The organism is Desulfosarcina sp., assembly GCF_046496365.1.
In the GTDB taxonomy this organism is placed as follows: Bacteria; Desulfobacterota; Desulfobacteria; order Desulfobacterales; family Desulfosarcinaceae; genus Desulfosarcina.
In genome coordinates, this window is sequence record NZ_JAWOHB010000051.1 from 23,309 (window position 1) to 35,296 (window position 11,988).

The following is an 11,988-nucleotide window of genomic DNA, read 5'->3' on the forward strand; positions in this document are numbered from 1 at the left end:
GTTATTGCGATCGTTTTCAAGCAAATTACAGGCAAATTGTTTTCGGTCGCCGCGTGTGTTAACAAGGATGCCGGCAGCGTGCGATCACGCATGGAACCGCTCGGTCGCCTTGCTGAATCCACTGGACGTTCAACCCGAACCAGGAGGCCGCCGATGGCAGCAATCCAGGAAAAAACCGCCACATTTCATGGCAGTGACGGCACGACCCTTTTTTTCAGACAACATATTCCGGAAAACGAGCGGTTCCGGGTGGTGATATCCCACGGACTGGGTGAGCATTCAGGCCGTTACGGGCATGTTGCCAAGACCCTCTGCCCCATGGGCGGGGCCCTGTGGATACACGACCATCGGGGCCATGGTCAAAGCCAGGGAAAACGGGGCCACGTCAATGAATTTAACGACTATGTCGATGACCTGAAAACGTTTATCGAGATGGCCGGAGCGGATCATCCCGACCGGGTCCCGCTGCTTCTGCTGGGCCACAGCATGGGCGGTCTGATTGCGCTTTCCTTTGCCAGGCAGTATCCCCGGCTTGTCGACGGCTTGATCGTCTCTTCTCCCCTGCTTGGCGTTCCTAAACCCCCTTCAACGGTTTTGACCGCCATTGTCCGCAGCTTATCCATCGTCTGGCCCACCCTGACTTTGAACAACAAGCTGAACCCGGCTTACATCAGCCATGACGAAGCCGAAGTAAACGCCTATGTGCAAAGTGGACGGGTGCACAGCAAAATCAGTGCACGGTGGTTTGTCGCCTGCATGTCGGAAATCGAAAAAACCGGCGGGGATTTTGATGCCATCAGGATCCCGATCCTCATTCAGATCGCCGGAAATGACCGCCTGGTCAGCGCTCCCGCTGCCCTGGCCTATTTCGATGCCTTGACAGCCGCCGACAAAACGCTTTTCCACTATGGGGACCTGTATCACGAAATTTATAATGAGCGACTACCCGATCGGGAACACGTGCTCGAGGATTTGAAACAGTGGGTGGCGGATCGTTATCTGTAAACCGGATTACGAATAGATCAGGTTTAAATGGATCGGCGGGTATTTTCTGACCCCGGGTTTGGGAAGCACATGCTCACCGCCCACGGTGAGCCAGTTCACATCGGGGTTGATCTCCCGAAGTTTACCATCTTCCGGCGGCCGGGAATGGACGGTGTATGCGTAGGTAGCCTGGAAGATGCATACATTGTACTTGCCCTTGTTTGCGATGACGTAATTCTTAGTGAATGTTCGCGGCGGCATCTTTTGCGATTCGGCGATTTGCTGGACCTCTTCCTGGGAGAAACAAACCAGTGCCGACTTGGAAACGCCGCGTTCGGAAATACGGTACAAAGCCCGGGACTCACTGCTCCCGGCATAAACCGTCGAGATGCAGGGAATTCTTTTCAGGTACTGGGCCGCCACCATGGCGGCTGTTCGTCGGCCACCCACCATCACGGGCATACCATAATACTCGAAGAGCTTGCGCTGGGCCAGTTCGGCGTATTTATCCCCTTTTTCGTAGAGGTCTTTGGAAATATATCGCAGACTCTGGGCCAGATCTTCAGCCGTATCGGCGACGGGCCAGTCGATTCTTACATGGTAATGGGTGAGGCTGTAGCGGTTGGCGGAACGGGTCGACGGATCCCGCTGGATCAGCAGCGCGTAATCCACCGGCAGCAACACATTCAGGAAATCATAAAACTGGACCGAATCGAGGTATTTGTGGGTCCGATCGAACTTCTCGGGCAAGGGAAGGGCTTTGGACTCCAGCAGGTTGGTCTTGGTGGGTTTGTTCACATCGAAAAATCGAATATACTTCTTGTGGATTGCCGGGATAATATCCTCCACAAAAATTACCAGGAAGGTCTTCTGGCTCTCATATTCGACGCCGGGAATCCTCGCACGGGGTTTGAGCTCCCTTTTTTCGATGAATGGATAAGGCAGTTCACGGTCGCAAAACTGCTGGTAGGACTGGATCAACGCATAATCGAGCATGAACTGGTCCAGCTCGTCCCTTAGCAGTTCATAGTAGGACCGGCGCAGACGGCTGAACTGACTGAGTTCTTCTCTTACACTCCAGAAGGCCAATGCAATTCCCTTCGGCGGGTTGTGGTTTGGAAGCTGCGGAAGATGATCACACGCATGATACTGTTATCCTTAAATAACACGATTGACCGCAGGGGTCAACGACTTCCGGGGTTTTTTCCATTCAGTCTTTCCATCCATCGGTAGATCTTTTCCCTGTATCGGATGCCCAGGAAGGCCGCCAGCGAGGTCACCGCAACCACAACGGCCAATACGACATAGTTTTTTTGGAAGAGGAATTCTCCTTGGAGGCTCAACATCAGTGTACCGGGCATTCTGCCAATCGAAGCGATCAGCAAAAATGCCTTAAGGGGGATCGTGGTGATGCCCAAAAACAGGCAAAGGTAATCTTTGGGAAAACCGGGGAAGACAAAAAGAATGAGCAGAACAATCACGCCCTGCCTTTTAAGCAATTGATCGAAGCGCATCAGTTTGTCGGCCGGAATCCACCGCCTGACAAAACGATTGCCCAGGTACCGGCCAATGACAAAGTTCAGCCAGGAGCCCAGGGACAGTGCCAGGCTGGAATAGATGAAACCCCTGACCGTCCCGAAGAGGTAGCCGCCGATGAATCCGGTCGCCTCGCCCGGCACCGGCGCCAGTACAACCTGGACCACCTGAATCGCCATAAAAACCAGGGGTGCACCCCTGCCGAATGCTGCGACATACCGCTCTACCTGATCACGGTCGGAGATCCAGCGATAACCGGCCACCACCCCGCCGACGATTTCGTGGCGGAAAAACACCCCGATCAGCAATAGTGCCGCCACAGATCCGGCTATCCACCACCTTCGTTTTGCGGTCGCCGTTTTCAACGGATCACCGTGCAGGCCCGGCAAACATGAACGCCGACGGGGTCATCGATCCGTCAGTGCCGCCACACCGGGCAGCACTTTGCCTTCGAGAAACTCCAGAGAAGCACCGCCTCCGGTTGAGATGTGCGTCATTCGGTCGGCCAGGCCCGCCTTTTCCACGGCCGCCGCCGAATCGCCGCCGCCGATGATCGTAATGGCGCCTTTGTCGGTGGCCGAAGCCAGGGCCCGGGCCACTTGATCGGTGCCGACGGCTGTGGAATCAATTTCAAAGACCCCCATGGGCCCGTTCCACAAGATGGTCCCGGCATCCGCCAGGATGCCTGCGAACAGGGACACCGTCGCGGGTCCGATATCCAGACCGAAGCTGCCGGCAGGGATGGCGCTGACTGAGGTGGGAAGCAGATCTCCGACAATTCTGGCATCGAAATCAAAGCGGCTGGCACACATGCAGTCCACCGGCAGAATCAGTTTTTCTGAACCCTTGTCGAGCAAGGTCCGGGCAAGGGCTACCCGGTCCGGCTCCACCAGGGATTTGCCGATTTCCAGGCCCCTGGCCTTTAAAAACGTATAGGCCATACCGCCGCCGATGATAAGCCGGTCCACTTTGGGCAGCAAACTGTCGATGACCTCGATCTTGCCCGAAATCTTCGCGCCGCCAAGAATGGCGATGAAGGGCCGTCGGGGTGAATCCAAGGCCTCACCCAGGTAGGCAATCTCCTTTTCAATAAGAAAACCCATGGCACAGGGTTGCATGAAATGGGTCACGCCTTCGGTGGATGCATGCGCACGATGGGCCGTGCCAAAGGCATCGTTGACGTACAGATCGGCCAGGCCAGCCAGGGCCCGGGAAAAAACCGCATCATTGTCCGTCTCAGCCTTGTGAAAGCGCAGGTTTTCCAACAGCAGCACGCCACCGTCCACCAGGGATTCAACTGCCGCCTGGGCAGCGGATCCGATGCAGTCATCGGTGAATGCAACCGGTTGACCCAGCAGTTTTTCCAGGGCATCGGCACAGGGTTTCAGGGAGAACTCCGGCAGGCGTCTGCCCTTGGGGCGACCCAGGTGGGACATGAGAATCAATCTACCGCCGCGCCCAAGAATATCCCTGATGGTAGGCAGGGCGGCGCGCAATCGCTTGTCGTTGGCAACCTGTCCTTTTTCCAGCGGAACGTTAAAATCTACCCGCATGAGAACACGGCGGCCATTGACGTCAAGATCGGAAACGGTAAGCTTTGCCATGGGTCTCTCCTTTACGGTTGCGGCGGCCGGGATTGAAAGGCGACAGCGATTCAGACCGCCATTGGAATCAGATCGTTGGGTGTTGTGTTCAGGATTCTTCCCGACGCTGTTTTTTAAGGCTCAGGGCCTTTTTCCGGGACCAGCGTTCAAAAAACCCGACTGTACCGGCAGCGTAAGCCCGATCGACCATCTCCTGGCGGACGGTTATGCCATCCTTGTCCAGCATGGCTTTTCGCAAACATGCGGTTTTGTAGCAACAGATCATGCAAGATTCCGGGGTCTGCCTCAGGCCTTCTTTTCCTTTGGGAAAGACCGTTTTGAGGTCTCCAAAGCAGGGAGGGAATTTTTTCTGGTTGATGGTCATCAGGGACTCTCATTTTACCGTCTCGTCATCCGGGCAGAAAGGTGAGTAGACAGCCTAAAGGGATTCGACGGTGGAATTTATTCTGGCCATGTGGCCATGATCGGCAAAACTGAAGTAACCCTCCGTACCGACGATCAGGTGTTCATGCACGGTAATGCCCATCAGCCCGCAGGCTTGAACGAGGCGCCGGGTAATAGCCATGTCATCAGGCGACGGTGACGGATTCCCGGATGGGTGGTTGTGGGCGAAAATCACGGCTGCCGCCGAATGGGCCAATGCGGCCCTGACTACCTCACGCGGGTAGACGGCGCTGACGGTAATCGTTCCCGTGAAAAGGGTTTCGTCGGCGATGACCCGATTTTTGGCATCCAGGTAGATGGCCACAAAGCACTCCCTTTTTTTATCACGGATGGTGTGATTGAGATAGTCGAAAAGCGCCTGCGAATTGGTAAGGGCTACCTTCCCTTCGAGCTGCTGTTGGAGGTATCGCCTGGAAACGGCGGGAACCAGCTTCAACGCGAGCAGGTTGTTGGCTCCGATGCCGCATACCTGGCACAGGTCCGCCGGGCTGGCGTTGAGGACGCCCTGCAGGGTCTTGAACCGGCTCAAGGCCGCTTTGGCCGCATCCTTGCAGTCTTTGCGGGGCATCCCCAGGGTCAGCAGCAGTTCGATGACCTCGTAATCGGCAAAACCTTCGAGTCCGGATTTAAGAAAACGGTCACGAAGCCGTTGGCGGTGGCCCGCTCCCTTGTGTATCGGCTTTTTTTTATTTTCAGTCACCGGCTTGCTCGCCTGGACACGCGATGCTGCGGGTTGTCGACATGTATGCGATCAACGCGGCCCGCTCCCGCGTCAACGCGGACAGGACCATCTTTACCAATCCGTCAGGTTTCGTCCAGTTCCTGTTTTAAATCCCGGGTCATCAGTTGGTGCAGGGCCGTCTTTGGATCCAGATCATCGTAGAGAACATGATAAACGGCATGCGAGATGGGCATGTCGACACCCCGTTCCCGGGAAAGGTTATATACCGAACGGGCCGTTTTAACCCCTTCGGCTACCATGTGCATCTCCTCCAGCAGGTCCTTGAGCTTCTTTCCTTCACCGATCTGTTTCCCGATGGTGTGGTTGCGGCTCAGATCACCGGTACAGGTAAGAATCAAATCCCCGACGCCGGCCAGACCGGTAAAGGTTCTCGGCTGAGCCCCCATGGCCAGGCCCAACCGGCGGATTTCGACCAGACCGCGCGTAATCAGGGCCGCCCGGGTGTTAAGTCCCAGGCCCAGCCCGTCGATTACACCGGCAGCGATGGCGATGACATTTTTCACGGCTGCCCCCAGCTCTGCACCAACCACGTCATCGATCGTGTAAACCCGGAAATAGGGAGTGACAAACACCTGCTGAACAAACGCCGCCGTCTTTTCATCACTGGAGGCCACCGTCACCACCGTAGCAACCTGGCGGGCCACCTCCTTGGCGAAGCTGGGACCGCTGAGCACAGCCAGCCGGTCCGCCGACAATCCGGGGATGACTTGGGCCAGCACACCGGACATGGTCAGGTGCGTCCGGTTTTCGATTCCCTTGGAAGCGCTGACCACCAGGGCCTGTGGACCGATGGCGTGACCGCAGCGAGCCATCGTCTGGCGGGTGACATGGGACGGTGTCACCACCAGCACCAGATCCTTGCCGGCCACCACCGAGTTAAGGTCGCCGGACGGATGCAGATTGTCGGACAGGGTAACGCCCGGCAAGAAACGCTGGTTTTCCTTTTCTGCCAGCATGGCTTCTTTTACATCGGTTTCATATACCCACTGGTCGACAGAAAACCCCTTGACCGCCAGCATGTTAGCCAGGGCCGTCCCCCAACTGCCGGCACCGACCACGCCGATATTCGTCGTGCTGACATCCACACGGGGTTGCAGCATGCCTATTCCTCCGGCAGTTGGGACGGCGTTTTTTCATCATCCGCCAACTCGCCGTTTTCTGGTTCTTTTTCTGCCAACCCGGCCGCGCTGACCACCCGTTCCCCAGCTTCCATGACGATCAGCCGAACCCCCTGGGTGTTCCGGCTGATCACCGACGTTCCGGAAACGGGACTGCGGATCAGCTTGCCTGTATCGGTCACCAGCATCAGGTCGTCTTCGTCCTTTACCAGGATGATATTCACGACCTGACCGTTGCGCTCACTGGTCTTGATGGAAATCACCCCCTTACCGCCGCGCCGGTGAATGGGATACTCGTCGATGGAGGTCCGTTTCCCGTAGCCGTTTTCGGTCAGGGTAAAGAGCGTCTGGCCGTGCTGCAGCACTTCCATACCGACGATCCGATCTCCTTTTCCCAGACGCATGCCTCTCACACCCCGAGCCATTCTGCCGGTGGGACGGACATCCGATTCATGGAAGCGGATCGATTTGCCCATGGCGGACCCCAGAAACACATTCTGGGTGCCGTCGGACAGCTTCACCGCGATCAGTTCATCCCCCTCGGCCAACCCCAGGGCGATGATCCCGCCGGTCCGGGGACGGCTGAAGGCCATGAGATCGGTCTTTTTCACCGTCCCGTTGCGTGTGGCCATGAGCACATGCAGGCCCGGCTCGAACTCGGGAACGGCCAGCACGGCGGTCATCCATTCACCGTCGGCAAAATCAAGCAGGTTGACGATGGCTTTGCCACGGCTCTGGCGCCCGGCCTGGGGTATGTCATAGACCTTGCACCAGTAGACCTTGCCCAGGTTGGTGAAAAAAAGAAAATAGTGGTGGGTTGAGGCCACGAACATGTGGGAAACGAAATCCTCTTCCTTGGTGCCCATGGCGGTCTTGCCTTTTCCGCCGCGGCGCTGACTTTGGTACAAGGTGATGGGGTTGCGTTTGATGTAGCCGGTGTTGGTAATGGTCACGACCATGTCCTCTTCGGCAATCATGTCCTCGATGGTCAGCTCCCGGGAGTAGGTCAGAATCTCGGTCCGGCGAACATCGCCGAACTCTCCTTTGAGGATGTCCAGCTCGTTTTTGATTATCCCCAGCACCAGCTGTTCACTGCCCAGAATTTCTTTGAACCGGGCGATATCTTTTAGAACGGCATCGTATTCTTCAACGATCTTTTCCCGTTCCAGACCGGTGAGCCGCTGCAGCCGCATCTCCAGAATCGCCTGGGCCTGAATGACACTGAGGCCGAAGGCTTGCATGAGCCGCTCTTTGGCTTCCACGGGGGTTTTTGATTCACGGATCAGTTTGACCACGGCATCCAGATTGTCCAGGGCCACCTTCAGGCCTTCCAGAATATGGGCCCGGGCTTCGGCCTTGTTCAGGTCATAGCGGGTCCGCCGGATCACAATCTCCTTGCGGTGAAGGACAAAATTCTCCAGAATCTGCTTCAAATTTAAAATCTGGGGACGATTGTTGACCACCGCCAACAGGATTATTCCGAAGCTGTTCTCCATCTGGGTGTGCTTGTAAAGCTGGTTGACGATGATGCCGGCCATGTGATCTTTTTTAACCCCCATGGCGATGCGCATGCCCCGCCGGTCGGACTCATCGCGCACATAGCGCAGTCCGTCGATCACCTTGTGCTTCATCAGTTCGGCAATTTTTTCGATGAGCCTGGCCTTGTTGACCTGATACGGAATCTCGGTAACCGCAATGGTTTCCTGACCGCTGTGCTTGTCTTCCTCCACCGTCACCCGCGCACGGGTACGCACGATACCCCTGCCCGTCTCATAGGCGTCGCGGATACCCTGAGTGCCGTGAATGATGCCGGCGGTGGGAAAGTCGGGCCCGGGGATGTGCGCCATGAGCTGCGTGCTGGTAATCTGAGGGTTGTCGATCAGGGTTTTGATCCCTGCGATCACCTCGGCAAGGTTGTGGGGTGGAATGTTGGTGGCCATGCCCACGGCAATCCCGGATGATCCGTTGACCAGCAGGGCGGGGAATTTAGCCGGCAGCACCGATGGTTCGGTAAGGGACTCGTCGTAGTTGGGAACCATGTTGACGGTCTCTTTATCCAAGTCATCGAGCATCTCGTGGGCCAAGCGGGTCATACGGATTTCAGTATACCGCATGGCCGCCGCAGGATCGCCATCAATGGAGCCGAAGTTACCCTGACCGTCCACCAGCGGATAGCGCATGGAAAAGTCCTGGGCCAGTCGAACGATGGTATCATAGACGGCGCTGTCGCCGTGGGGATGATATTTACCGATCACATCACCCACGATGCGGGCCGACTTCTTGTAGGGTTTGTTATAGTCGTTTTTCAACTCCCGCATGGCAAAGAGTACTCGGCGGTGAACGGGTTTGAGGCCGTCACGCACATCGGGGAGCGCCCTCCCGATAATCACACTCATGGCGTAATCGAGATAGGACTTCTTCATCTCCGCTTCGATGCTGATTTCAGGGCTCTGCAGGACTTCGGTCGGGTTGTCGCTCATGTTCGTTGGTTATCCTTCTCTGACCATCCCGGCATGCGGTGACCCATGGGTTCACCGTCAAAACCGATACGGTTTGGTTTGGGAGTACTCAATTATTTTTTGGTAACTGGCATGGTATATATTGGTCAACGTAAGAAAGGCGGTGGCAATCAACGGGCCATAGATGATCCCGAGAATGCCGAACATTTTAAGACCGCCGACAATGGATAAAAACACCACCAGGGTGTGCATTTGAACCCGTTTCCCCACTACCTTGGGCTTTAAGATATATTCGACGCCGCCCGACAGCAGCAGATAAAAAAGCATGAAAAGGATGCTGACACCGATGTGCCCTTTCAAAAAAAGGAAAATTACCGTGGGAACGAAAACGGCACCGATGCCAATGATTGGTAAAAACGCCAGCAGGGCCATGATCACGCCCCACAAAAAGGCTGACTGGAGCCCGAAAATCCAGAAAAGCATCCCGCCAGCAACGCCCTGAATAGCTCCGCACAGCCCGTTGCCCACGAGGATGGCACCGGCCATGTCCTTGAACTTGCTGATCAACTGAGCATCCTGTTCCTCGGGAAGGGGGGAAAGGTCGATAAGGAACTGAATCAGTTTCGACCCGTCGATGAGCAGAAAGAAAATGACCAGCAGCATGAGAAAAAAACTGGCCAGAAAAGAGAGGGTGTTGGAGGCAATGGCCCGTGCCTGATCATAAAGGAACAGCCCCACCACCCTGCCGATATCTGATATGGTTTTATTGAGCTGCTCCCCGGTGATGGTGACATCGACATTGGCCAGCAGCGGGTTGATTCGGTCCAGCAGGGCGCTGTTGGTAAAATGCGTGTTGATGAAAATGGAAAGGGCCGGACTTTTGGCCAGCTGGATCAATTCGTAGGCTTCCTGGGTCAGGACGCCTACAAAAAAAACAATCGGGATAAAGAGAATGAAAAAAATCGCGAGACAGGTTAAAAAGGAGGCAAACCCGGGGCTGATGTTTCCATGCGCAATCAGCAGCCGGTAGACGGGATGAAATGCGCCGGCGACAACCGCCCCCAGAACGATGATTGAAAAAAACGGCGACAGAAGCCATCCCATCAAAAAGAACGAGATGAGGAAGCAGGTCAGAAAAAACCACAAAATCATATTTCGGGAGGTCCGATCCTCCATGGTTCCTCCTAAAACAGGCATCAGCCGAGTAAAACCAACGCGGTCATCCAGATCCGCCGGCAAACAAGCCGACCCTCGGCAGAACACAGGCCCATTGTTGGTGTCGCGCGATGCCGCGGGCATAACGCAATCTGCGCAAACGCCTGAGAAACGAAGGAAGAGGCATTTGCGCAGAATTGAAATTGAATGCGGCGGACTCAGATGGTCGGTTGTCAGCCGGAATCGACAAGGGGGATCGGCCAACCGGTTTATTTGCTGATCAAGGCACCAACCACAAGATAGAGCGATATCACATAAACAGCCACCGGGACATAACTGCCGGCGAACCCGTAAATGATCCCGCCACCGATAATGGCTGGAACCCCGCTAAACACCAGAATCCCCAGTTTTCTGCTGATATCCATAAGTTCCATCTCCTGTCGCCGCAGGCATTTATCTTTGGCGAGGGGGTTTATCCGTAATTCCTGAAAACGAACCTTGATTACCAATAACAGCCAGAAAAGTAAAGAAAAAAATCACCTTTCGACAACCATCGCCATGCCCATGCCACCGCCGATACACATGGTGATCAACCCCGTGGAATAGCCTTTGCGCTTCATCTGGTTCATGCCGCTGACCATTTGACGTGCTCCGGTGCAGCCAATGGGATGCCCGATGGAGATTCCGCTGCCCAGTTGGTTGGGTCGATCCGTTTCGATGCCGAGTTCGCGCATGCAGCCGATGGCCTGGGAGGCAAAGGCCTCGTTGAGTTCAATCATGTCGATGTCCCCCAGGGTCATCCCCGTGGCAGCCAGCACTTTCTTCACGGCCGGTACCGGCCCCAACCCCATATATGCCGGATCCAGTCCACCCGAACGAAACGCCTTGATCCTCACAATGGGTTCCAACCCGAGGTCTTTGGCCTTTTCCGCAGTCATGAGCAGTACGGCTGCCGCGCCGTCGTTGATTCCCGAGGCGTTGCCAGCGGTGACGCTGCCGTCTTGCTTGAATGCCGGACGCAGCTTGGCCATTTTTTCCATACTGGTGTCCATGGGGCGCTCGTCGGTATCTACGATCGTCGCGCCCTGCCGGGATTTGATCGTCACCGGGACAATCTCCTGGGCGAAGAGGCCTGAGGTGATGGCGGCCCGCGCCCGGGTGTGGCTGAGAACGCCCAGTTCGTCCTGTTCCTGGCGGCTGATGTCGTAGAGACTGGCAATATTTTCGGCGGTCATACCCATGTGGTAGCCGTAGAAAATTTCATATAGACCGTCGAACACCATCAGGTCGTAGATTTCGCCGATGCCGGTCAGTTCCATGCGGTGTCCCCAACGGGCCTTGGGCAGGGCCATGGGCGCCTGGCTCATGCTCTCCATCCCACCGGCAAGGATCACATCGGACTCGCCGATCATGATGGCCGATGCCCCCAGCGCAATGGCCTTAAGGCCAGAGCCGCAGACCTTGTTGATGGAAAAGGCCGGGGTCTCCTTGGGCAGGCCGGCGCGGATCATGGCCTGTCGGGCAGGATTCTGTCCCTGGGCAGCTTGAAGCACGTTGCCCATGATCACCTCGTCGATGGAAATCGCCGGGAGGTCATCAGCCCACTCCATGGCGTCGTTTTCCAGTTGGATGAGCCCTTGATCTTTCAGGGAATCGGGCCCGGCAGCTTTTAGCGCATCGCTGGCCCGGGGCCGCAGGCCGGCATTTTTCAGGGTCTCCTTCATGACGATGGCGCCCAGATCTACCACGGGCACCATTTTCAGCGATCCGCCGAAGGCACCCACAGGGGTCCTGGCACCGCTGACAATGACGACTTCTCTCATTGGGATTTCCTCCTGTTGTTGATTCTTGGCATGACAGCTGGTATGGGTGAACCGGACGGCCGGCTGTCAACCGTGAAGCAAAACGCTCCAATTCAAACGGTTCTGGTCAATACCACAGTTTCC

At 56.1% G+C, this 11,988-nt stretch carries 11 protein-coding genes; 1 reads left to right on the plus strand and 10 read right to left on the minus strand.

All coding sequences use genetic code 11. The annotated features are described in order from the left end of the window. The first annotated feature begins 153 nt into the window (after positions 1–153). Positions 154–1,005 (plus strand): lysophospholipase, encoded by an 852-nt coding sequence (locus R6V78_RS03950; RefSeq protein WP_410288030.1) that lies wholly within the window; start codon positions 154–156, stop codon positions 1,003–1,005. 6 nt (positions 1,006–1,011) lie between these two features. Here R6V78_RS03950 and R6V78_RS03955 read toward each other — a convergent pair whose 3' ends face one another. The 10 genes from R6V78_RS03955 to R6V78_RS04000 all read right to left on the minus strand — a co-directional run bounded on the left by R6V78_RS03955 (position 1,012) and on the right by R6V78_RS04000 (position 11,865). Further along, positions 1,012–2,073: a hypothetical protein gene (locus R6V78_RS03955; protein WP_410288031.1), complete on the minus strand. Its 1,062-nt coding sequence runs from the start codon at positions 2,071–2,073 to the stop codon at positions 1,012–1,014. Between the two features lie 95 nt (positions 2,074–2,168). Beyond that, entirely contained in the window at positions 2,169–2,840 is a 672-nt protein-coding gene (locus tag R6V78_RS03960; protein ID WP_410288032.1) for a TVP38/TMEM64 family protein, read from the minus strand. Between the two features lie 87 nt (positions 2,841–2,927). Continuing rightward, entirely contained in the window at positions 2,928–4,124 is a 1,197-nt protein-coding gene (locus R6V78_RS03965) for a phosphoglycerate kinase (protein ID WP_410288033.1), read from the minus strand. A gap of 88 nt (positions 4,125–4,212) precedes the next feature. Continuing rightward, positions 4,213–4,488: a hypothetical protein gene (locus R6V78_RS03970; protein WP_410288034.1), complete on the minus strand. Its 276-nt coding sequence runs from the start codon at positions 4,486–4,488 to the stop codon at positions 4,213–4,215. Positions 4,489–4,542: 54 nt separating this feature from the next. Continuing rightward, positions 4,543–5,268 (minus strand): RadC family protein, encoded by a 726-nt coding sequence (radC, locus tag R6V78_RS03975; RefSeq protein ID WP_410288035.1) that lies wholly within the window; start codon positions 5,266–5,268, stop codon positions 4,543–4,545. A 104-nt stretch (positions 5,269–5,372) separates the two neighbouring features. Next, complete coding sequence (locus tag R6V78_RS03980; protein ID WP_410288036.1) at positions 5,373–6,410, minus strand: NAD(P)H-dependent glycerol-3-phosphate dehydrogenase; 1,038 nt, start codon at positions 6,408–6,410, stop codon at positions 5,373–5,375. A gap of 2 nt (positions 6,411–6,412) precedes the next feature. Next, positions 6,413–8,908, minus strand: a complete 2,496-nt coding sequence (gyrA, locus tag R6V78_RS03985) for a DNA gyrase subunit A (RefSeq protein WP_410288037.1) — start codon at positions 8,906–8,908, stop codon at positions 6,413–6,415. A 57-nt stretch (positions 8,909–8,965) separates the two neighbouring features. Further along, complete coding sequence (locus R6V78_RS03990; protein WP_410288038.1) at positions 8,966–10,063, minus strand: AI-2E family transporter; 1,098 nt, start codon at positions 10,061–10,063, stop codon at positions 8,966–8,968. A 248-nt stretch (positions 10,064–10,311) separates the two neighbouring features. Continuing rightward, positions 10,312–10,467 carry a hypothetical protein gene (locus R6V78_RS03995; RefSeq protein WP_410288039.1) on the minus strand — a complete coding sequence of 52 codons (156 nt, stop codon included), beginning with the start codon at positions 10,465–10,467 and terminating at the stop codon, positions 10,312–10,314. Between the two features lie 111 nt (positions 10,468–10,578). Further along, the gene (locus tag R6V78_RS04000; protein ID WP_410288040.1) at positions 10,579–11,865 is read right to left on the minus strand and encodes a thiolase family protein; all 1,287 of its coding nucleotides are present in this window, start codon (positions 11,863–11,865) and stop codon (positions 10,579–10,581) included. Positions 11,866–11,988 lie beyond the last annotated feature (123 nt).

Bases quoted from the DNA above. Each gene is read 5' to 3' on its own strand.
- R6V78_RS03950 (WP_410288030.1), top strand. From the start codon at position 154: ATGGCAGCAATCCAGGAAAAAACCGCCACATTTCATGGCAGTGACGGC.
- R6V78_RS03965 (WP_410288033.1), bottom strand. From the start codon at position 4,124: ATGGCAAAGCTTACCGTTTCCGATCTTGACGTCAATGGCCGCCGTGTT.
- R6V78_RS03970 (WP_410288034.1), bottom strand. From the start codon at position 4,488: ATGACCATCAACCAGAAAAAATTCCCTCCCTGCTTTGGAGACCTCAAA.
- R6V78_RS03980 (WP_410288036.1), bottom strand. From the start codon at position 6,410: ATGCTGCAACCCCGTGTGGATGTCAGCACGACGAATATCGGCGTGGTC.
- gyrA (WP_410288037.1), bottom strand. From the start codon at position 8,908: ATGAGCGACAACCCGACCGAAGTCCTGCAGAGCCCTGAAATCAGCATC.
- R6V78_RS03990 (WP_410288038.1), bottom strand. From the start codon at position 10,063: ATGGAGGATCGGACCTCCCGAAATATGATTTTGTGGTTTTTTCTGACC.
- R6V78_RS03995 (WP_410288039.1), bottom strand. From the start codon at position 10,467: ATGGATATCAGCAGAAAACTGGGGATTCTGGTGTTTAGCGGGGTTCCA.
- R6V78_RS04000 (WP_410288040.1), bottom strand. From the start codon at position 11,865: ATGAGAGAAGTCGTCATTGTCAGCGGTGCCAGGACCCCTGTGGGTGCC.